18 protein-coding genes and 1 pseudogene are annotated in these 21,539 nt (G+C 47.3%); 15 read left to right on the top strand and 4 right to left on the bottom strand.

What is annotated here, in order from left to right; all coding sequences use genetic code 11:
• The first annotated feature begins 152 nt into the window (after window positions 1-152).
• The 6 genes from C7R73_RS02720 (at window position 153) to C7R73_RS02695 (ending at window position 4,986) form a co-directional block, all read left to right on the top strand.
• A complete protein-coding gene (locus C7R73_RS02720) occupies window positions 153-467 on the top strand; it encodes a rhodanese-like domain-containing protein (RefSeq protein WP_106448996.1) in 315 nt (104 codons plus the stop codon).
• Entirely contained in the window at window positions 467-2,119 is a 1,653-nt protein-coding gene (locus C7R73_RS02715) for an FAD-dependent oxidoreductase (protein ID WP_106449093.1), read from the top strand. The genes C7R73_RS02720 and C7R73_RS02715 overlap by 1 nt, the downstream gene beginning before the upstream one ends.
• A 1-nt stretch (window position 2,120) precedes the next feature.
• A complete protein-coding gene (locus C7R73_RS02710) occupies window positions 2,121-2,417 on the top strand; it encodes a rhodanese-like domain-containing protein (protein ID WP_106448995.1) in 297 nt (98 codons plus the stop codon).
• Entirely contained in the window at window positions 2,414-2,677 is a 264-nt protein-coding gene (locus C7R73_RS02705) for a metal-sensitive transcriptional regulator (protein ID WP_086987260.1), read from the top strand. The genes C7R73_RS02710 and C7R73_RS02705 overlap by 4 nt, the downstream gene beginning before the upstream one ends.
• 543 nt (window positions 2,678-3,220) lie before the next feature.
• Window positions 3,221-4,135 carry an ABC transporter ATP-binding protein gene (locus tag C7R73_RS02700; RefSeq protein ID WP_106448994.1) on the top strand — a complete coding sequence of 305 codons (915 nt, stop codon included), beginning with the start codon at window positions 3,221-3,223 and terminating at the stop codon, window positions 4,133-4,135.
• A complete protein-coding gene (locus tag C7R73_RS02695) occupies window positions 4,132-4,986 on the top strand; it encodes an ABC transporter permease (RefSeq protein ID WP_106448993.1) in 855 nt (284 codons plus the stop codon). The genes C7R73_RS02700 and C7R73_RS02695 overlap by 4 nt, the downstream gene beginning before the upstream one ends.
• A gap of 45 nt (window positions 4,987-5,031) precedes the next feature.
• Here C7R73_RS02695 and C7R73_RS02690 read toward each other — a convergent pair whose 3' ends face one another.
• On the bottom strand, window positions 5,032-6,033 hold the full coding sequence (locus C7R73_RS02690; RefSeq protein ID WP_106448992.1) for a nucleoid-associated protein: 1,002 nt from the start codon (window positions 6,031-6,033) through the stop codon (window positions 5,032-5,034).
• Between the two features lie 144 nt (window positions 6,034-6,177).
• Here C7R73_RS02690 and C7R73_RS02685 point away from each other — a divergent pair, with 144 nt between their 5' ends.
• Window positions 6,178-7,107: an EamA family transporter gene (locus C7R73_RS02685; protein WP_106448991.1), complete on the top strand. Its 930-nt coding sequence runs from the start codon at window positions 6,178-6,180 to the stop codon at window positions 7,105-7,107.
• Between the two features lie 144 nt (window positions 7,108-7,251).
• Window positions 7,252-8,673: pseudogene (pyk, locus tag C7R73_RS02680) on the top strand (pyruvate kinase); the annotation flags it as partial.
• Window positions 8,674-8,835: 162 nt separating this feature from the next.
• Here the strand turns inward: pyk and argH are convergent.
• Window positions 8,836-10,227: an argininosuccinate lyase gene (gene argH / locus C7R73_RS02675; protein ID WP_106448990.1), complete on the bottom strand. Its 1,392-nt coding sequence runs from the start codon at window positions 10,225-10,227 to the stop codon at window positions 8,836-8,838.
• A 613-nt stretch (window positions 10,228-10,840) separates the two neighbouring features.
• Between argH and C7R73_RS02670 the strand changes: the two genes are divergently transcribed.
• Window positions 10,841-11,590 (top strand): gamma-glutamyl-gamma-aminobutyrate hydrolase family protein, encoded by a 750-nt coding sequence (locus tag C7R73_RS02670; RefSeq protein WP_106448989.1) that lies wholly within the window; start codon window positions 10,841-10,843, stop codon window positions 11,588-11,590.
• Window positions 11,591-11,735: 145 nt separating this feature from the next.
• Window positions 11,736-12,281, top strand: coding sequence for a CDP-alcohol phosphatidyltransferase family protein (locus C7R73_RS02665; protein ID WP_106448988.1), 546 nt, complete (start codon window positions 11,736-11,738; stop codon window positions 12,279-12,281).
• A gap of 41 nt (window positions 12,282-12,322) precedes the next feature.
• Here C7R73_RS02665 and C7R73_RS02660 read toward each other — a convergent pair whose 3' ends face one another.
• On the bottom strand, window positions 12,323-13,492 hold the full coding sequence (locus C7R73_RS02660; RefSeq protein WP_106448987.1) for a pyridoxal phosphate-dependent aminotransferase: 1,170 nt from the start codon (window positions 13,490-13,492) through the stop codon (window positions 12,323-12,325).
• A 294-nt stretch (window positions 13,493-13,786) separates the two neighbouring features.
• On the opposite strand from C7R73_RS02660, the gene C7R73_RS02655 reads away from it, so the two are divergent.
• On the top strand, window positions 13,787-14,431 hold the full coding sequence (locus tag C7R73_RS02655; protein WP_106448986.1) for a hypothetical protein: 645 nt from the start codon (window positions 13,787-13,789) through the stop codon (window positions 14,429-14,431).
• 313 nt (window positions 14,432-14,744) lie between these two features.
• Window positions 14,745-16,442, top strand: coding sequence for a dihydroxy-acid dehydratase (ilvD, locus tag C7R73_RS02650; RefSeq protein WP_106448985.1), 1,698 nt, complete (start codon window positions 14,745-14,747; stop codon window positions 16,440-16,442).
• Between the two features lie 84 nt (window positions 16,443-16,526).
• Here the strand turns inward: ilvD and C7R73_RS02645 are convergent, their stop codons facing one another.
• A complete protein-coding gene (locus tag C7R73_RS02645; protein ID WP_106448984.1) occupies window positions 16,527-17,948 on the bottom strand; it encodes an MFS transporter in 1,422 nt (473 codons plus the stop codon).
• A gap of 452 nt (window positions 17,949-18,400) precedes the next feature.
• On the opposite strand from C7R73_RS02645, the gene C7R73_RS02640 reads away from it, so the two are divergent.
• The 3 genes from C7R73_RS02640 to uxaC all read left to right on the top strand — a co-directional run bounded on the left by C7R73_RS02640 (window position 18,401) and on the right by uxaC (window position 21,536).
• Window positions 18,401-19,174 carry an IclR family transcriptional regulator gene (locus C7R73_RS02640; protein WP_106448983.1) on the top strand — a complete coding sequence of 258 codons (774 nt, stop codon included), beginning with the start codon at window positions 18,401-18,403 and terminating at the stop codon, window positions 19,172-19,174.
• Between the two features lie 255 nt (window positions 19,175-19,429).
• Window positions 19,430-20,077 (top strand): bifunctional 2-keto-4-hydroxyglutarate aldolase/2-keto-3-deoxy-6-phosphogluconate aldolase, encoded by a 648-nt coding sequence (locus C7R73_RS02630; protein WP_086626862.1) that lies wholly within the window; start codon window positions 19,430-19,432, stop codon window positions 20,075-20,077.
• Window positions 20,078-20,120: 43 nt separating this feature from the next.
• Entirely contained in the window at window positions 20,121-21,536 is a 1,416-nt protein-coding gene (gene uxaC / locus C7R73_RS02625) for a glucuronate isomerase (RefSeq protein ID WP_106448981.1), read from the top strand.
• Window positions 21,537-21,539 lie beyond the last annotated feature (3 nt).

Raw genomic sequence — 21,539 nt, 5'->3', positions numbered from 1 at the left:
GTCTTTTTTGATTGATTGCTGCGGAAATGGCTATGTATCAGGGTTTTTGAACATTTTAAAAATTTTTGAATAAAAATGGTTTACAAAATATACCCTATGGGGTATTATAAGTCCATAAGCGATTGATACTACTTACGAAAAAGGAGCCAAGTATGCTATTTAATTTATTCAACAGTATGCCTTCCGTTTCCACTAAGGAACTGGAAGCAAAATTAACTGAAAAACCACAAATAATCGATGTCCGTGAGCCGAATGAATTCATCGCCGGACATATTCCGGGCGCAAAAAATGTTCCGTTGAGAAAAGCGGAAACATATACTCCTAAGGGTAAAGTGTATGTGGTCTGCCAATCAGGCGGACGCAGCAAACGTGCAGCGACCATCTTAAAATCCAAAGGCTACGATGTAGTCAATGTCAAAGGTGGCATGTCCGCATGGTCAGGACCTACAAGAGGAGGAAAGCTATGATGAAAATTGTTATTATCGGTGGAGTGGCAGGCGGTATGTCCGCTGCAACACGTTTGAGAAGATTGAATGAAGATGCAGAAATCATCGTACTGGAAAAAGGCCCCTTCGTTTCCTTTGCGAACTGTGGCTTGCCTTACTATGTTTCAGGTGATATCCAAGAACGCAGCGATCTGTTGGTTCAAACCCCCGAGCAACTGCGCGCTCGTTTTGACTTGGATGTCCGTCCTTTCAGCGAAGCGATTGCAATCGATGCGGATAAAAAAGAAGTGACAGTCCGTTCTAAAGATGGCGAATACCAACTGGCTTACGATAAAGTCATTTTATCCCCAGGCGCGAAGCCATTCGTACCGCCAGCAGAAGGTCTGTCCGAAGCCAAAAATATCTTCACAATGCGCAATGTACCGGATGTGGATGCTGTCACAGGTTTCATCCTTGAGCATAAACCGAAAAAAGCGGTCGTCATCGGAGCAGGCTTCATCGGTCTTGAAATGGCTGAAAGCTTAGCGCACCGCGGTTTGGCTGTGACAATCGTCGAAAAAGCACCGCATGTCTTGCCTCCATTCGATGAAGAAATGGCTGCTTACTTAGCGGATGAATTGAAAGCGAACGGCGTGACGCTGTATACAGGAGTTGCGGCTACGGCTTTCCAAAATGAAGGTAAAACGATAGTCCTTGAAAACGGCGTGACACTGGAAAGCGATTTGACGATCATGTCAGTCGGCGTCCAACCTGAGAACAGCCTAGCGATAGCTGCGGGTATCGAAACAGGTATGCGCGGGGGTATTCTGGTGGATGAAAACTATGAAACAAGCAAAAAAGATATTTATGCAGTCGGTGACGCAATCATCGTGAAGCAGCAAATCACTGGTGAAGACACCATGATCGCTTTGGCTTCGCCAGCGAACCGTCAAGGGCGCCAAGTAGCTGATGTCATCAGCGGCTTGAACAGAAAAAATAAAGGCAGCATCGGAACCGCAATCGTGCGTGTATTCGGTTTGGCCGGCGCTTCCACAGGTCTGAACGAACGCCAATTGCAGCTGTCAGGCAAAGAGTATGCAGTCGTGCATATCCAAGGAAAGAACCATGCCGGCTACTATCCGAATGCATCAGCGATCGTCCTGAAATTGGTTTTCCATCCGAAAACAGGTGAAATTTACGGAGCGCAAGCTATCGGGGCGGATGGCGTAGATAAACGCATCGACATCATCGCTACAGCAATCAAAGGGAATTTGACGGTCCATGATTTGCCGGAATTGGAATTCACTTACGCACCGCCGTTCGGATCAGCCAAAGATCCGGTCAACATGGCGGGCTACGCAGCCATGAACATCATCGAAGGCGTTTCTGAATCCATCCAATGGTATGAATTGGAAAAGATGCAGGAAGCTGGCTATCAACTGTTGGACGTCCGCGGTGAGGGCGAAATCGCAAGACTAGGAGCCTTGAATGGCGCCATCAACATCCCAGTTGACGACTTGCGTGCACGCATCGGAGAATTATCGAAAGAAACACCGATCATCGTCAGTTGCCAAAGCGGCTTACGCAGCTATATAGCAGAACGTGTATTGAAACAAAATGGATTTACAGTCAAAAATTTAGATGGTGCATTCAGCTTATATGCAACCGTCAGACCAGAAAAGGTGGTAAAATAAAATGTATCAATCAATTACAATGCCGGAATTCGAACAATTATGGAAAAAAACTCCTGTCAAACTCTTGGACGTACGTGAAGCAGACGAATTTGCACATGCGCACGTAGACGGTGCCATCTCTATGCCTTTGAGCGGTTTAGAAGACACTGTTAATCAATTGGATAAGGATGAAAATTACTATGTTATGTGCCTTAGCGGTGCTCGCTCAATGGCAGCTTGCCAATATCTTGCTTCAAAAGGCTACAAAGTAACGAACGTAATGGGAGGCATTTCGGCCTGGAGGGGTGAGGTTGTGTGAATCAATACAACAAAAATATAATCAACCGCATTAAGCGTGCGGAAGGACAAATGCGTGGTATCCTTGCCATGATGGAAGACGGAAAGGACTGTTCCGACGTCGTGACGCAATTGTCCGCAGTCCGATCCAGCATCGACCGCGCAATGGGCATCATCGTTGCCGAAAATCTGGTCGCCTGCGTGAACGACCAGGAAAAAGACAACATTTCGAAAGAAGAAAGCGTCCAACAAGCAATCAATCTGTTGGTTAAGAGCAGATAGAGCAAGAGAGCGTGATGGTCTGCGGTAGGGGGAGCATTAAGAGGACAAGCGCAAAGTGGTCGCTTTTTGACCATGTGCGCTTGTCAGCTTAAGCGCAACCCCCTGCAGACCAGAACGCGTTTGCGATAGAGCATAACAAATGTAAGCAGAGGCTGTCTCAAGATGAGATGGCCTCTGCTTTTTTGTTGTCCGCCATCAATATGTGGGTAGCCGCTGGCCGGAGGCGAGCAGCTGGAGCTGTCGCCAGCTCCGGCGGGGATCAGCCCACCGGAGTACGCCGGTAACCTTCAGCCCCACCTCCTGCCAAGCGTTTCTCATCGGAGGAGGGAATCAGAATGTTGGCCGACCTCCGGCGAAGCCTCCGTTCGCCGGAGGAGAGCGGGCAACTGCAGTTAACCGGAGCACACATGCAAAAACCAATGAATACCGTACTCCGGCACACAATTATTTTGTCTCCATTCGCCATTCTGATACACTGAACATGAAGAAGATATTACATATTCTTAATGTGCAACGCTTGGCTATCAGAGAGGGTGTTTTCAGTTGGAAAAAATCATAGAAGTAAAAGGCTTATCAAAGCGTTTCGGAGATGTGCAGGCGGTCAAGGACATCGATTTCCATGTGAATGCCGGCCAGCTTTTTGCATTTTTGGGGCCGAACGGAGCAGGCAAGTCAACGACGATCGATATCATCTGCACACTGCTGCAGGCGGACAGTGGCGAAGTCACGATAAATGGATTCACTATAGGGAAGGATGACTTTGCGATCCGCTCCAATATTGGAGTCGTCTTCCAAACAAACTTGTTGGACAAACTGCTGACCGTCAAGGAAAATCTTGAGGTGAGAGGGAGTTTTTATGGATTGTCCAAATCGGAATGGGAACCGGCTTTTCTTCGAGCGACTCAGGCTGCCGGTGTGACGGAATTTTTGGATAGGCCCTACGGGAAATTATCCGGTGGGCAGAAGCGGCGGGCTGACATCGCGCGGGCCTTGATCAACACGCCAAAGATTCTCTTTTTGGATGAGCCGACGACCGGCTTGGACCCCCAAACCCGCAAGAATGTTTGGGATACCATCCGGAAACTGCAAGCGGAACACGGAATGACGATATTTCTGACGACGCATTACATGGAAGAGGCGGCCAGCGCAGATTATGTCGTCATCATCGATGAAGGTGAAATCATCGCCGAAGGGACCCCCGATGCACTGCGGGAAAGGTACAGCTCTGATGTATTGAAGATGCGTACCGAAGCAGTTTCCGAAGTGATCCGCATTTTGGATGCTCATCAGGCGAAGTATGAGCTGCAACAAGATCTTTTCCGTGTGAAATTAGGCAAAACGATGGATGCACTGCCCATTCTGGAGCAATGCAAACCATATCTGACATACTTTGAAGTGGTGGCTGGTTCCATGGACGATGCCTTTATTGCGATCACAGGAAAGCAGGTGCAGGAATGATACCGATTGTTGGCCGCAACATCAAAATATTTTTCAGGGATAAGGCGAATGTTTTCTTCTCCTTGTTGGCAGTGCTGATCATCATCGGACTCTATGTCTTTTTCTTGGGTAAAAATTTGACGAGCTCTCTGGGGGATACAGTAGGCGCGCAGTACGTCATGGACAGCTGGATCATGTCGGGTGTCATTTCGGTTTCCGGAGTGACGACAACGATGGGGGCATTCGCCGTCATGATCGATGACCGGGCCAATAAAATATTGAAGGACTTTACGGTCTCGCCGATACGTTCGAGCAGATTGGCGGCAGGTTATATCCTGAGTTCGGTTGTTGTGGGGTTCATCATGAGTCTGGTTACGTTCGTGTTGGCGGAAGCGTACATCTTCCTGAACGGCGGGGAGCTGCTGGCTCCGGGGGCCATGCTGAAGATGATCGGTCTAATCCTGCTCACCGTGTTGACGAGCAGTGCGATGGTCTATTTCCTGACTTCCTTCTTCCAAAGCCAGAACGCTTTTGCGACCGCCAGCACGATCCTCGGCACCATCATCGGATTCCTTGCCGGGGTCTATGTGCCGATCGGACAGTTCTCGGATAGTGTGCAGACGATCATCAAACTGTTCCCGATGACCTATTCGGCTTCCCTGATGAGGCAAGTGATGATGGAGGAACCTTTGAAAATCTCGTTCAAAGGGGTTCCGGTTGAAGGGTTGGATGCCTTTAAACTGATGATGGGGCATACCATCCGCTTCGGGGAAACGGCAGTGACTCCCTTCACCAGCATCCTTATCCTGATCGGCACCGCGCTGTTGCTCTACGGCATGTCCATCCTGAACATCTCCAGAAAAGCGAAATGAACAAAGAACCGGTGGCCTCGCATTGAGCGCCATCGGTTCTTTAAATTAGAATAAGTTTTTGATTTTCTCAATATTTTTGATGATGACGGATGTTGTGCCGTCGGGGTTATTGATGAATTCCACCACATCAGGGTCTTTGTAAAGCTCCAACGGAATGCTGATTTCGATGCCGTTATCGAGCCTGAATTTTTGTTTGGAATATTTCGGTCCAGCGATTGCCGCTTCCGCAGGGGCGCGATCGACATAGCCCAATTCCTCGACCTGTTCGAAATATTTCTGCTTCTTGGCGAAGTTATCGCCGAACAAGGCTTCAGCGATTTTTTCGTTATCGATGAGGTTATCTTCCTGCATGCTCGTGACGATAGCTTCCTTCGTTTCGGCCAATACATGGAATTCTTCATCGTTGAAGGCTTTGCTTGTCTTTTGGACGGCTTTCTTGATGATCGAGATATTCTCCTTCAGGCTCGGTTTCGGCGTGTCTTCAAGGAACATTTCCGTGAAGTAATTTACCTTTTCACCCAACTCGGCGATCATGTGTTTTTTCTCGATGACATGGTATACCATCTGCTCCAGATTCACCACGAGGCCTTCCTGGATGGCTTGCCTTTGCGAAGGCAGGATGGCGCGGTTCAAGATGATTTGGTTGGTCAGAACGTCCCCTTCGTAGGAGACAAAGTGCGTATAGCTGTCTGAGTAATTTAATTTGAATACCCCAAGGCAGGGCACTTCATCCAATTCAAAATGCGCGATCAGCAGATCTGCGGGTGGGATTTCGGGATTCAATTTGGTCACATTGAAGAATTTTTCCGACAAGGCTTTCGTGCCTTCGACAAAATCGCTTTGGCAATTCTTGAACAGGGCAGTCATCTGATTGTCCTCTTCCAAAATCCCGTCTTTCATGCTGTCGGAATCTTCGACCTTTGCGACCATCGCTTCGATATATTCGATCATCATGCGCTCTGACGTATCCAGTCCGGCATAGGAGAAAATCGGTTCATTCGTGTTGATGTCCAAAATGTGTAAAATGGCTTCTTTAATGCGTATCAATTTTTTCAACCTCCGTTTTCGTTCACGCTTATCAGTATCCCACAAAATCGCCTTTCAAACAAAGCAAAAATATCAGCTTTCTATTTGTTCGGCCATCGCATATAATGATGTTATTTGAAAAATGTAAAGGAATGGAGGGATGAAATGTCTCAATATAAATCCGGCGTGCTATTCACTGTTGTAGGGGCTCTCTTGTGGGGGATTTCAGGAACCAGCGGGCAGTTTTTGCTGCAACAACGCGATTTGACCTCCGGCTGGCTGGTAGCCGTCCGAATGCTGATGGCCGGCTTGATTTTGTTGGTGCTGTGCTACAAAAAAGAAAAGGATGCCATCTTTCGGGTCTGGAAAGAAAAATGGGACCGCAGGGATTTGTTCCTGTTCGCGGCTTTGGGGCTGTCCTTTTGCCAATACACCTATTTTGCGACGATCAGCCATTCGAATGCGGGAACGGCTACAGTCCTGCAATTTTTGGCCCCTGTCCTGATCATGATTTACCTTTCCGTGAAGAACAGAAAATTACCGCGGGCGGCTGAAATGGCAGCCATCGTCTTTGCGGTCGCCGGCATTTTCCTGTTGGCCACGCATGGTAGATTTGACAGCCTGGCCATATCGCAAGAGGCATTGATGTACGGGCTCTTGTCGGCTGTGTCCGTCGTCATCTACAACCTCCAGCCTGCCCGACTGATCAAAACGTATGGGACGCTCCTGTCGTTGGGATGGGGGATGCTGATCGGAGGCGTTCTGCTTTCAATCGTGTACCAGCCTTGGCGGATCATCGGAACTTGGGATCTTGCAGCATTTGTTGCATTGATGGTCATCATCCTGTTGGGTACGGTCATTTCCTTCAGCCTCTATCTGGAAGGCGTGCATCGCATCGGCGCAACAGTCGGAAGCCTGCTTTCATCAGCCGAGCCGCTTTCTGCGACGTTCCTTTCTGTTTTTTGGCTCGGGACCAGTCTTCACTGGACGGATCTGCTCGGTATCGCCTCGATTCTTTCAACCGTGTTCCTGTTGACGCTGAAATCTAAACCTGTGAAATCAAGCGAGGCTCTCCAAACCGAACCGAATATCTGAATATCGCAAAAACGTGGTGCCGAAAAGCATCACGTTTTTGCTTTCCACAGCGTCATAATTTCTTAATATGGGCATTTGTTCTATAATATAGACAGGTAAATGTCAGGTTAAGAAGATGGGCAATTCAGAAATGAGGGGCTAATGGTGAAAAAGACGAAGATAGTCTGTACGATCGGACCGGCAAGCGATTCCGTCGATGTGCTGGTAAGGATGATGAACAGCGGCATGAATGTGGCGCGGCTGAATTTTTCGCACGGCGCACATGATACGCATATGGTCAGTCTGAATAATGTCAGGGAAGCTGCACGGTTGGCGAACAAAAACATAGGCATCATGATGGATATCCAAGGTCAGAAAATCCGGACAAACAAAATGACGGATGACGCCGTCACGTTGGTTTCCGGGGAATCGGTAACCATCAGTATGGAACCTGTGCTGGGGACAAAAGAAAAATTCTCTGTCACCTATCCGGAACTGGTCAATGATGTGACGATCGGGATGCATATCCTGATTGATGACGGACTGTTGGTTCTGGAAATCACGGATATCAATTATGAAACCAAAGAAATCATAGCCATAGTCCAAGTGGATGGCATCCTGAAGAATTCAAAAGGCATCAATGTGCCGGAAGCCAAGTTCAGTATGCCGGGGCTGACGGAAAAGGATGCTTCGGATATCCGCTTCGGTGTCCAGAACGGGGTGGACTTCATCGCTGCCAGCTTTGTCCGCAGGGCCAGTGATATCCTGGAAATTATCGAAATACTTGAAGAAATGGATGCGACGGACACGCAGATCATCGCCAAAATCGAAAATCAGGAAGGCGTCCAGAACGCCGAAGAAATACTCAAGGTGTGCAGCGGCTTGATGGTTGCGCGCGGCGATTTAGGTGTGGAAATCAACGGGGGCGATGTACCAATCGTCCAGAAAGATCTGATCCGGAAATGCAATTTGGCCGGAAAACAAGTCATCACCGCCACTCAGATGTTGGACTCCATGCAATGGAATCCGCGGCCGACACGGGCAGAAGCGAGCGATGTCGCGAATGCGATATTTGACGGAACAGACGCAGTCATGCTTTCCGGCGAGTCCGCTGTCGGCCAGTACCCCGTCGAAACCGTGGCGATGATGGCTCGGATTGCGGTACGGACGGAAGAAGCTTTAGAGGCAAATGGCGGTAACCTGTCCACGTTGGCTTTGTTCGATAAGGCATCCGTTACCGAAGCAATCAGCCAAGCTGCAGCGCGCACGGTCATGAATCTGGGCATCAAAACCATCGTAGCGGCAACCAGTTCCGGGCATACGGCCCGCATGATTTCCAAATACCGGCCGAAAGCGAATATTTTGGCGGCAACCTACAGCGAAAGGGTGCAGAAAGGGCTGACGCTTGTCTGGGGAGTTCAGGCTTTCGTCATCCAAGAGCCGGAAAATGTGGATGATATGCTGCAAAAGGTAACCGCCTTGGCGAAAGAGAAGGGCTTTGCGCAACCTGGAGAAGCCATCGTCATTACTGCCGGGACGCCGATTAAAGAAAGCGGCACAACCAATCTGATGAAAATCGAACGGATCCCCGAGTGAGCTCAGCACGTTGGTAGAAAGGTTTTTTGTATAGGGATTGAATTTATACTCAGAGATTCCCCTTCAAAACCACTTTTGGCGGGGAATTCCACCGCCAAACCACAGAAAGAGGCAGCCTCATTTTCGAGGCTGCCTCTTTCTGTTGCTGATTGATCACGAAATGATCTGGTAGTCTTCTAATTTTGTTTTGACTGACTCGATGTGCTCTTTCACTCGTTCCGGTGCAGGTCCGCCGGCTACATTTCTGCGGATGACGCATTCCTTCAGGTCAACCTTCTTGTAGATGGTTTCATCAAAAGCGTCAGAGTGTTTTTTGTACATCTCCAACGGGAAGTTTTCCAGCGTCAGGTTGTGTTCTTCGCACTCTTTCAGGATGTTTCCGGTGATCTGGTAAGCGTCACGGAAAGGGATGCCTTTTTCGACAAGGAAGTCGGCGCAGTCGGTGGCATTCAGATAACCTTTTTGCGAAGCCGTCAGCATGGCTTCTTCCATCACGTCCATATCGTTCAGCATTGCAGGCAGGATTTCCAGACAGAATGTGACCGTATCGATCGCTTCGAACAACAATTCCTTCTCTTCCTGCATATCTTTGTTATATGCGAGCGGCAGTCCTTTCATCAAAGTCAATACGCCTATCAAATCGCCGAAGACACGGCCGGATTTGCCGCGCAGCAATTCCGCGATGTCCGGATTTTTCTTCTGCGGCATGATGCTGGAGCCGGAAGAGAATGTATCCCGGATTTTCACAAAGCCGAATTCCTGCGATGACCAGATGATGACTTCTTCAGCCAGACGGGATATGTGGACCATGATGATCGACATATCCGCCAGCATTTCCAAGGAATGGTCGCGATCGGATACGCCATCCAAACTGTTCCGGGAAAAATCCTTGAATCCAAGTGCTTCAGCAGTGAAGGCGCGGTCCAATGGCAAGGTAGTTGTCGCAAGAGCGGCACTGCCCAGCGGCATATAATGCAGAACCCGTTCTTTGGCATCATCCAGACGGGATTTGTCCCTCAGGAACATCTCCGTGTAAGCCATCAGGTGATGGGCAAAAGTGATGGGTTGTGCACGTTGCAGATGGGTATAACCAGGCATGATCGTTTCCAGATGCTGTTCGGCTTTTTCGCTCAATGCGAGGGCAACGTTGGCAGTGAGGCTGGAAAGATGCTCCAACGCTGAAACAGAATACAACTTCAAAGCAGTCGCTACTTGATCATTACGGCTTCTTCCGGTGTGGACCTTTTTGCCGATAGCGCCAAGACGACGCGTCAATTCCGCTTCCAAGAAGCTGTGGATATCTTCTTCCGAGAAATCGATGGTCAGATCGCCATCCTGCAGTTCATCATTCATTTTGCCCAGTTCATTGACGAGTGCATCCGCTTCTTCGCGGGGAATGATTTCGGTTTTGCCCAACATTTTTGCGTGAGCGATACTTCCGGCGATATCCGCATAGACCAGACGGGCATCTGCATCGATGGATGAATTGAATTCAAATGCCTTTTCATTCATGGAACCGTGATAATTATTTGACCAAATTGCCATAATTTCCTCCTCGGCAGGGTGTTTGTCTTGATGTGGATGACCACATCGCAAGCCCTGGCTCTTTTCGATAGTATTTTAATACGCTTCAGTATTACTGCTTTTTTCTTTTGCTTCTGTCAATTGTACAATTGTTTCGAACGCGAGTTCAATCCCTTTTTGCAATTGCGCATAATCTGTCCATTTTTAATGCTACTCTTTCCTTAAAAATTATGCCAGCAGAAGTATTCTCATTCTTTTTTAATTTTATTTTCTATATTGAATCCTAGAGCAAAAGCATCCAAAAAGCAAGGGAAATCAAGGATATTCATGAAAAATTGAGAATTAAAATGAGATGCTGCAATGAAAAACGCCACAATTCGTCATTGACAGAGGGGGGACAGCACGTTACAATAGCATTAATTTATTTTTAAATGTGAATTTGGTGAAAAAGTTTATCGAATAGCAATAATAGGGGCGGAGGAATGAGAATGATGGACGGCTATATGGACATGCATATGTGTTGCAGAAAAGTTAAGCATGTACGTCGTGCGCTCATTTGAACAGCCTTTTTGGGAAGTGTCTGCAGATCATGACCGCACTTCATTAGAAAATAATGTGACGGGAGGAATAATGGATGAAACCGATTATAGGAATTGGGGGCAACCATCTGAGTGCTGAACTCGGCAATCAGATGGAAAAAACATACACACCGCAAGGGTTTATCGATGGTGTACAAGTAGCAGGAGGGATTCCGCTCGTGATTCCCATCAGCGATCCGATGGATGCAGAGCATTACATCAATGCTGTGGACGGATTGATTTTGGCAGGCGGGCAGGACGTATCCCCGATTCTTTATGATGAGGAGCCGACGCACCGGTTGGGTGTCACGCATCCGGCGAGGGACGCTTTCGAGATTGCTTTGGCCAGAGAAGCGTACAATCAATGCAAACCGATTTTTGCAGTATGCCGCGGGATGCAGTTGATCAATGTCGCTTTTGGCGGAAGCTTGCATCAGGATATCAGCCAGCTGGAAGAGTATGATGTCCAACATGACCAAAAAACGAACATCCAGTATGCTTCCCATTCGATTTCGATTGCCCCGAATAATTTCTTGCGTTCCTTTTTAGGTGAGAAGCATCTCGTCAACTCTTTCCATCATCAGGGCGTCAAGGAATTGGCGGAGCCTTTTGAGGCCATCGCTTGGAGCTCCGACGGATTGATTGAAGCCTTCCAAGCAAAAGAAAGAAGCCAAAATATCTTCGCGGTGCAGTGGCATCCGGAATTTATGCTGGCCTCTTCCCAGAAAATGCAATATTTCTTTGATGAAATCGTCTTCCTGGCGGGGACAGGCATCCATTATCAAGACAACGTGATGCATTATTGAAAATCGTTCAGAAACCTGCTGCCATCCGGTTAGTGGGTTTCTGAACTTTTTTTTGCGTTCAACTCTGCTAAAAATAGCTAAAGAACGCGCCATAGATTAAAATATAGGTAAGAAGAACGCCAATGGTAGCTGGGAGGCTTAACTTATGAAACGTGTACCGAACATCCTGACGCTGATACGCCTGTTTTTGATCCCTTTTTATTTGATGGTCTTCTATTCGGATGCGGCGCACCCAGTCCGTTGGGCGATGATCATTTTTCTGGTCGCCAGCCTTACCGACATCATCGATGGCTATATCGCCAGGAAATATGATGCCATCACGAAATTCGGACAGGTGGCTGACCCTTTTGCGGATAAAGTGATGCAGATTTCGGTTCTGTACACCTTGATGGACATCGGGTATATCGAAAACTGGTTTTTCCTGATCGTATTGATAAAAGATGGCCTACAGATAGTGCTGGGCGTGGCTTTACTGAATGTCGAGCCGAAAATCATCGTGCCGGCGAATGTATTCGGGAAGGCCACGACCGTCCTGATTTTTGCCACGATCCTGCTCTCCTTGTTCCGCCTGCCGGGACTGGTCTATCTGCAGCTGTTCGTCGGAGGATTGGCTGTCATCACCTTCTCCCAGTATGCCTACCATGTCTGGCAAGCATGGAAAAAAAATAAATCCGCCAAAATCGATATTTAGCAATCAAAAAAAACGACGAGTTGCCTCGTCGTTTTTTTGTCCTATAAATGTGGATAAGCTTTTATGATATAGGCTTTGATGCGGTCAACGGCTTCCTGCAGGACTTCTTCCGATTCGGCGAAAGGGATCCTCAAGTAGCCTTCGCCCATTTTCCCGAAAGCGGAGCCCGGCGTCAGCGCTACGTGGGTTTCCGTCAAGATTTCCATCGCAAAATCATAGGAGGACTTGCCGAATGCCTTGATGTTCGGAAAGGCATAGAAGGCACCTTCCGTACTCAGACAATGGAAGCCCGGGATCTGGTTCAAGCCATCGACGATGATGTGGCGGCGACGGTCATATTGGTCCAGAAAATAACGGACATCATCCTGCGGTCCTGTGATTGCAGCGATTGCGGCTTCCTGGATGAAAGGAGGGACACAGAACCCGATGCCTTCCCGAAACTCGGCCATGCGATCGATGGCCTCCGTATTGCCGACGACATAACCGATCCGCCAGCCCGTCATCGCATAGGTTTTCGATAAGCTGTTCACCACGAAATGATTTTCTTTTGCGCCGGGTATCTGGAACAGGCTGAAATGTTTCTTTCCATCATAAATGAGGCTTTCATAGACCTCATCCGACAGAATTGCAATCTGATGGCGGTCTGCCAAGGCAACGATTGCTTCCATATCGCTCGGATCAAGGATCGAACCCATCGGATTATTCGGCGTATTCAGAATGATCAGGCGCGTTTTGTCGGTCAGGACCTGCTCGATGTCGGAAGCTTGCATCTTGAACGAATTTTCTTCGTAGACGGGCACTGGGACGACGTTGGCTCCCAAAAGCATGATTTGGCCGAGATAATTCGGATAGCTCGGGTCGGCGATGATCACCTCGTCGCCTGGATTCAGGATTGACATCATCACATGCAGAATGCCTTCCGTTCCGCCGAAAGTCGCCATGACTTCATTCGGATCGAAGGGGATGCCGGTCTGGTCCGTGTATTTTTTTGCGACGGCTTGCTGGAAAGCGAGCTCACCGACATTCGGACCGTAGTGCGTATGATTGGCGGCGATGGCATCCTGCGCTGCTTTTTTGATATATTCCGGAGTTTCGAAATTCGGTTCGCCCATCGTCAGCATCAGCGTGTCATCAAATTGGGCGGCCAGCTTTGCCATCTTTCGGATGCTGGATGCAGGATAGTTTTTGGATAATTCAGACCAATGGTACATGTATGTTTGCTCCCTCTAATCAACTTTTCTTCTATCTTATCAAATAATCTTCGACTATCCTAGTGTCGGGAACGGGGGAAACGGCGGATATGGGTACCGATGAAAGTAAAAAAGGAAGATAAAGATAATTTTCTGAAAAGTTGCATTCAGCCAGAATGTTTTTGGTATAATGAAAGGATGGGTACAAAAACAGAACGACTTTTCATTTGCAGCAACGGGAGGGCCTACCTTGTCAGTGACCTGAATGATAGGTGTGGAAGTCAGATTTTGTAATAACAATTTAGGAGCATAAGGATGTCAGATCAGAAGATTTATTTATTATTGACGGATACAGGATCGATGTTGACTCGGATCATCAAACTGTTCACGAGAAAAAAATATAACCACGTATCCTTGGCGTTTGATGCAGAACTGGCGGATACCTTCAGTTTCGGCCGCAAAAAAGCCAATAACCCTTTTATCGGTGGGTTTATACAAGAAGATGTGACATCCGATTTCTACAGCCGGGCAAAATGCGCGGTTTATGAGTTGACCGTGTCAGAGGAACAGGCGGCTGTGATGAGAGGCTATGTCTCTTCATTCGAGAAGGACAAAGAAAAATACCATTATAATCTGCTGGGGCTATTGCCGGCTCTATTCAATAAGGTATGGGACAGGGAAAATTATTATTTTTGTTCCCATTTTATTTCGACTGTATTAGTGGAGGGGGACGTGCTGCAAGCCAACAAGCCCGTGGCACTGATGAGACCGACAGATGTTTTGGAAGCATTGCCGTTTGTGCCTTTGTATGAAGGGATTCTTTGTCATTTCAATGATATGTCCATGGGTGAGGGCGAGCAAAGCTTGGCATATGAAAATGAGCTGATCATCGATTCAATCGATCCGGACAGTGCTGACCTCTGCTTTCCGGAAAACTTCTCGCCTGTCCCTGTCCTTTAGTTGTAAGGATGCATGAAGACAGGCGAATGGAATTATGAAAGACAAATAAAAGCATTGACTTTTTTCTAATTTAGATTTAATATTTAAAGAAAGATAATGAAAGGAGTTGCAGTATGATGAGAAGAATGAACGCACTTAACACGACAGCTTACCATGCTGTAAACACTTTATTAGTCATTATTATGCCCTAGGATTCAAACTATTCAATTAGTTGAGTCCTATTCTTTGTGAATCAGGGCTCGACGTAAGCTGGAGCCCTATATTACATGAGGGCTTCTTTTTTATAAATATAAGGGAAAAAGGGGAGACAGCAATGCGTAGTGATATAATCAAAAAAGGAATAGATAAAGCGCCACATCGTTCCTTGTTGCGAGCGACCGGACAAATCAGGGAAGAAGGGGACATGGACAAACCGTTCATAGCTGTCTGCAATTCCTATACAGATATCGTGCCTGGTCACGTGCATTTGAGAGAATTGGGTGATATCGCCAAAGAAGCGATCCGTGAAGCCGGCGGGATTCCTTTTGAGTTCAACACTATCGGTGTCGATGACGGGATCGCGATGGGACACATCGGGATGCGTTACTCATTGCCATCACGCGAAATCATTGCCGATGCCGCTGAAACGGTCATCAACGCACACTGGTTCGACGGTGTTTTCTACATCCCGAACTGCGATAAAATTACACCGGGTATGCTGTTGGCTGCTGTCCGCACCAACGTTCCGGCGATTTTCTGCTCGGGCGGCCCGATGAAGGCTGGACTTTCCGCTACTGGACAGGCTCTGACATTGTCATCCATGTTTGAAGCGGTGGGAACTTTCAAAGAAGGTAACATGACCGAGGAAGAATTCTTCGATATGGAAGCCAACGCTTGTCCAACATGCGGTTCTTGTGCGGGGATGTTCACCGCCAACTCGATGAACTGTTTGATGGAAGTATTGGGATTGGCATTGCCGTACAACGGTACTGCTTTGGCAGTCAGCGACGAGAGAAGAGAACTGATTCGCGAAGCGGCTTTCAAATTGATGGACTTGGTCAAAAAAGACATCAAACCGCTTGACATCATCACTGCTGATGCGATCGATGATGCTTTCGCTTTGGATATGGCGATGGGCGGCTCGACGAATACGGTGCTGCATACATTGGCTTTGGCGAAAGAAGCCGGAATCGACTATGACATGAACCGTATCAACGAGATTGCGGAAACAACTCCGTATCTATCAAAAATAGCACCATCATCTGTTTACTCCATGCATGATGTGCATGAGGCGGGAGGTGTGCCGGCGATCATGAATGAATTGATCAAACACGGCAACCTGCATCCGGACCGTATCACTGTCACCAGCAAAACAATCCGTGAAAATGTCGCGGGCCATGAAATCAAGAACGAAGAAGTCATCCATAAATACGAGAATGCCTATTCCCCAGTCGGTGGCTTGTCCATCCTGAACGGGAATATCGCTCCTTTCGGCGGCGTCATCAAAGTAGGCGGCGTGGATGCCGACATCAAAAAATTCGTCGGAAAAGCGATCTGCTTCAGCAGCCATGATGAGGCAGTGGAAGCAATCGATAACCGCACAGTCAAAAAAGGTCATGTTGTCGTCATCCGCTATGAAGGCCCTAAAGGCGGACCTGGAATGCCGGAAATGCTGGCTCCAACTTCTTCCATCGTGGGACGCGGCTTAGGCCGCGATGTTGCCCTGATCACGGATGGCCGTTTCTCCGGTGCCACTCGCGGTATCGCGATCGGACACATCTCGCCTGAAGCAGCTTCAGGCGGCCCAATCGGCTTGATTGAAGATGGCGATGAAATCGTCATCGATCTGGAGCACCGTACGATCAACGTAAGCGTTGCTGATGAAGTGCTGGAAGAAAGAAAGAAAAAACAGACACGCTTCATGCCGAAAGTGAAGACAGGCTGGTTGGCACGTTACGCGGCTTTGGTTACGTCAGCCAATACCGGTGGCGTTCTGAAGACACCGGAAGAACTTTTTGCAGAATTCGAATAATACAAAAAATCCCAGCCGGAAGTAATGATCCGATTGGGATTTTTTTTGTTCTGGAAGTCAGTTCATTCGTTTGCTGCGGACGGTTTATTCTTCGTCGCGGCCTAGAGCGACTTGCATCTCAGCAACTGTTTTTCTGTCCAGGTTGAAGATGAACTTGAAGCAGATGAAGATGAGGATGTAGCCGATCAACGGGAACAGGGCAGCCATATCCCGGATAGCCAATGAATTTTCAGCGGTCCAAGTCACAGCATCCTTAACATCCAGTGTTGGTATCAAGATAGCGATGGCTGCAGGTATGAAGGATTGGCCGAAACCTTGTGCGACTTTACGCAACATAGAGTAAGTAGCGTAAACGGAACCTTCATTGCGGGTGCCGGTCTTCCACTCTTGATAATCGATCGCATCAGCAACCATACCCCAAGTGTAGATCGTCAAACCGAAGGCGAAGCTGTTCGCGAGGATCTGCAACGTGATCCAAAGAATCGGATTTGTGATTTCGGTAAAGTAAACAAAAGCGTATACAGCGATGGAACCAACTAACGGCCAAGTCGACAATTCTTTTTTACCAAGTTTTCCGACCAATGCACCACCGATAGCAGTACCTACGAATAATGGGATAACTTGCGTCAGGATGGAGTAAGAACTCAAGGTTCCGTCTCCGAAGTACATCTGGTAAGTCAATTGATGCAATTGGGTTCCGCCCATGATGAACAGGATTTGTGCGATGGAGGCAAGAGCGATACCCAGAATAGCGCGGTTGCGGAAAAAATCGCGCAACGTCTTAAAATAGTTGAATTTCACTTCTTCGCCTGTAACCTCCACGTGCTGGATGCGCTCTTCTGTATTCAGATAGAGAAGCGCGAAAGCAACGATGGAAACAACACCCAAAATGATTGCAATCGGGAACATTCTTTCGCCGCGGAAAATACTTGCTGTCTGGCCATTTTTTGTGACTTGTTCATAAGCGAACAACGGAATCAGGATGCCTAGAGGAACACCGGCGATGATGTATCCCCAAGAACGAGCATTGGATAAAGCCGCGCGTTGTGAAGGTTTGGAACTCATAACAGAGCTCAGGGCGCCGTAAGGAACATTAACGACCGTATAAGTGATATCCCATAAGATATAGCCACCGATACACAAGGCCAGCTTAGCAGGATAGGACCAGTCAGCTGCATCGATGAACATGATAGTCGCTGCCAATGCCAAGAAAGGTGCGCCGCGGAGAATCCATTGCTTGAATTTTTCGCCTTTTTTGTTTGCGCCCATGCGGTCGACGAACGCGCCGATGATGGGATCGTTGATGCCGTCAAAGATCTTTGTGATCAGAATGATTATGGAATAGTGAGCCAATGAAATCCCGATGTACTGTGTATAGAAAATGAACATGTAGCTGGAAATTAACGTGAAACTCATGTTGCAGCCGAAGTCGCCCATGAAGTATCCGAGTAGGTCACGGAATCCGAACGGACGCTTTACAGCGCCTCTTACCTGATTTTGAGCCATTTTTAAACTTCCTCCCTAAAAAGATTATTTTTGATCAGAAGAGCGAAAATAATAACGGGAATAGTATATCACAATATGAAACCGATTTTCTTAATCTGATAAGAGTATAGTGAGAAAACGTATTCAAGTCAAAGAAGATCAGATGAAATAGTCAAATACGAAGGCGGAATTGTCAAATTTCTGACATAATCCTCAGCGTTTGCTTCCATAAGAAGACACAGAAGCTGTCGTCGTGAATGTGTGGATCTGTACCCACATATAAATATTTATGGAAATATCACTCAGGGGCTTATCATGCTGCATTTTATTTGCTATAATATCACAATGTGAAACGGTTTCCCGTTTAATGAATCTAAATGCTGAGTTTTGATTAGATAAGTATGGAAAATGGAATGGTATACAAAGATTTTGTAAGGTTTGAGACTATATTCGAAAAAAGGATGATCAGAAAAATGGTACAAAAAGAAGAGTCAAACACAAGCCCAAAAGTGCAATCGATAGATCGGGCCTTATCGATCCTGGAAACTTTGGCGGACTATCCAAGTCTCAGCCTGATGGAGTTGAGCGAAAAAGTCCATCTGCATAAAGCAACGACCCATCGCTTGGTGAACTCGCTGATGGAAAACGGCTATATCGACCGCAATCCTTATACTAAGCAATATCGCATTTCCTTGAAGATGTTCCATCTCGGGAACAAACGTGTCCACAACATCGACTTTTTGAATGTGGCCAAAAGCATGATCCGTCAGTTGTCGGATGATACAAAACAGACCGTGCATTTGGTTGTGGAAGACAATGATGAAGTACTCTATATCGATAAGTATGGTGAGTCCCGCGGCGTGCGGATGCAATCAAAGATTGGTACAAAAGCGCCGCTTTATTGCACTGCGGTCGGAAAAGCGCTTCTGAGCACCCGTCAAAATGCTGCCGTCCGTGAATATTGGGAGAGTATCGTTCCGGAACAGAAGACCGGACGCACAATCACCACTTATGAAGAACTCGTCAATGAACTGGATGAAATCAGAAGGAATGGTTACGCCCTCGACGATGAAGAGTTTGAAGAGGGCATCGTCTGCATCGCTGCAGCGTTTTCGAGCGCAAGAGAAGTTGCCGCAGGAGCGATCAGCATCTCCTTGCCATTGTCCGATATGGTTGATAAAGACTTCTACACAGGAAAAATTTTGGAGTACTCCACAAAAATTTCGCAGTTGCTCGGTCACTTTTGATCCTTTAAGATCTGAAGCCGATACAGCAGGGCCTCCCCACGAACCGCATGATACATGCGTTTGTGGGGAGTTTTTTGTATATCCTTTTGTTTTTTATGGAGCCATTCAAGGGTACGCCACATTTTTTTCACAATTGGCCATTCATTTTTATATTTCTGATGGAATATCGTTGACATAAAAGATGGTAAATTCTATAATGAACTCGAGTTATGATACTGAGTTCCACAATGCGAAACCATGAATGGAGGATGACAAATGAGCGTCAAGAGAGATACCCTGGCTCAATTACAAGAGAATTACCTGTTTGCAGTAGTGCGCGGAGCTTCCGAAGAGGCAGGTTACGAGATTTCAAAAGCAGCTTATCAAGGAGGCATCAAGAACATCGAGGTGACATTTTCGACACCGGGTGCTGAAAATGTTATGCGTAAGCTGTCTGATGAATTCGCAGGAACGGATATGGTTGTAGGTGCAGGTACGGTATTGGATGAAGTTGCTGCGAGAATTTCGATCATGAACGGAGCGAAATTTATCGTAAGCCCTTCCTTTAATGAAAAAATTTCAAGAATGTGCAACCTATACACGGTTCCTTACTTGCCTGGATGCGGTTCTGTTACAGAAATTCAAATGGCTTTGGAAACTGGCTGCGAAGTAGTCAAGCTTTTCCCGGGTGGTTTATTGGGTCCTGGATTCATCAAAGACGTTCATGGTCCTATTCCTTGGGTTGACGTGATGCCATCAGGTGGCGTAAGCATTGAGAACATGGACAAATGGATCGCAAACGGAGCTTGGTCGGTCGGTGTCGGCAGTGCCTTGACACGCAACCTTAAAGAAGGCGGCTACGCGAGTGTGGCGGCTGCAGCTAAAGAATTCGCCGATCGCTTGGCAGAAATCAAAGCGCAATAATCAATAGTATTTCAAAATAAAGCTCGGAAGGGGATTTCTTCACATGTCATTTATTCATGACGACTTTATGTTACAGTCCGAAACGGCCAAAAAACTTTACCACGAATATGCGGAAAACATGCCCATCTTCGATTACCACTGCCATTTGGTCCCACAACAAATCGCTGAAGACTATGAGTTCGAAAACATCACGGAACTCTGGTTGGGCGGAGATCATTACAAATGGCGCGCGATGCGTGCGATGGGAATTCCGGAAGAAAAAATCACCGGCAATGCTTCTCCTGAAGAAAAATTTGAAGCTTGGGCCTACACTGCTGAGAATGCAGTAGGGAACCCGTTGTTCCACTGGACAGCCTTGGAATTGAAAAAGTATTTCCATATAGAAGAAACACTAACCAGCGCCAACTGGAAGGAAATCTATGCGGAATGCAACCGCGTGTTGAAAGAAGAAAAGCTGACAGCGCGTAAATTGATCCAAAATTCCAACGTCACCTTCATTTGCACGACGGACAACCCAACGGATACGTTGGAATGGCATAAAGCAATCGCTGAAGACGAGACATTTGATGTCGCCGTCGTTCCTGGTTTCCGTCCGGATGAAGCTTTTGCCATCCAAGACGCAGCCAAATTTGCTGGTTTCATTGGAAAAATGCAAGAAACGACAGGCAAGGGAATGGCGACATTCGCTGAGTTGCTGGAAGGAATGGAAGAGCGGATCCAATATTTTGCGGATCATGGTTCGAACGTTTCCGACCACGGTTTATCCCAAATCTACTATGCTGAAGCCACGGATGAAGAGATTGAAGCCATCTACGCTAAAGCGATCGCAGGAGACAGCATTTCGGAAGCGGAATATGCAAAATATCAAACACGCCTGTTGGTGGAACTAGGCAAAATCTATGCTGCCAAAGACTTCGTGATGCAATTGCACTTCGGCGCCATCCGCAACAACAACAAGCGCATGTTTGCTGAATTAGGCGCGGATGCGGGCTTCGATTCCATCCAGGATCAACCGAACGTGTCCTACGCTTTGAACAATCTTCTTGGTGCAATGGACCTGACGAATGAACTGCCTAAATTCATCGCCTATAACCTTGACCCTACTTATTTCGACTTAGTGGGAACGGCAATCACGAACTTCCAAGTGAACGATAAAGGCATCAAGAGCAAAGTCCAGATGGGTTCCGGTTGGTGGTTCAACGACACCAAGTACGGCATGCTGAAACAATTGAAATCCTTATCCGAAGCAGGGTTGTTGATGAATTTTGTCGGCATGCTGACAGATTCAAGAAGCTTCATCTCCTATACGCGTCATGAGTATTTCCGCCGCATCCTTTGTGATTTCATCGGTGATCTCGTGGAACGTGGAGAAATCCCGAATGATGCCAAGTTACTTGAAAAGCTGATCACGAACATCTGCTACAACAACGCTGTAGCATACTTTGATTTTAAAAAATAAAAA

Source organism: Trichococcus alkaliphilus (genome assembly GCF_003008695.1).
Taxonomy (GTDB): Bacteria; Bacillota; Bacilli; order Lactobacillales; family Aerococcaceae; genus Trichococcus; species Trichococcus alkaliphilus.
This window is presented reverse-complemented; position numbering and strand designations above follow the sequence as displayed.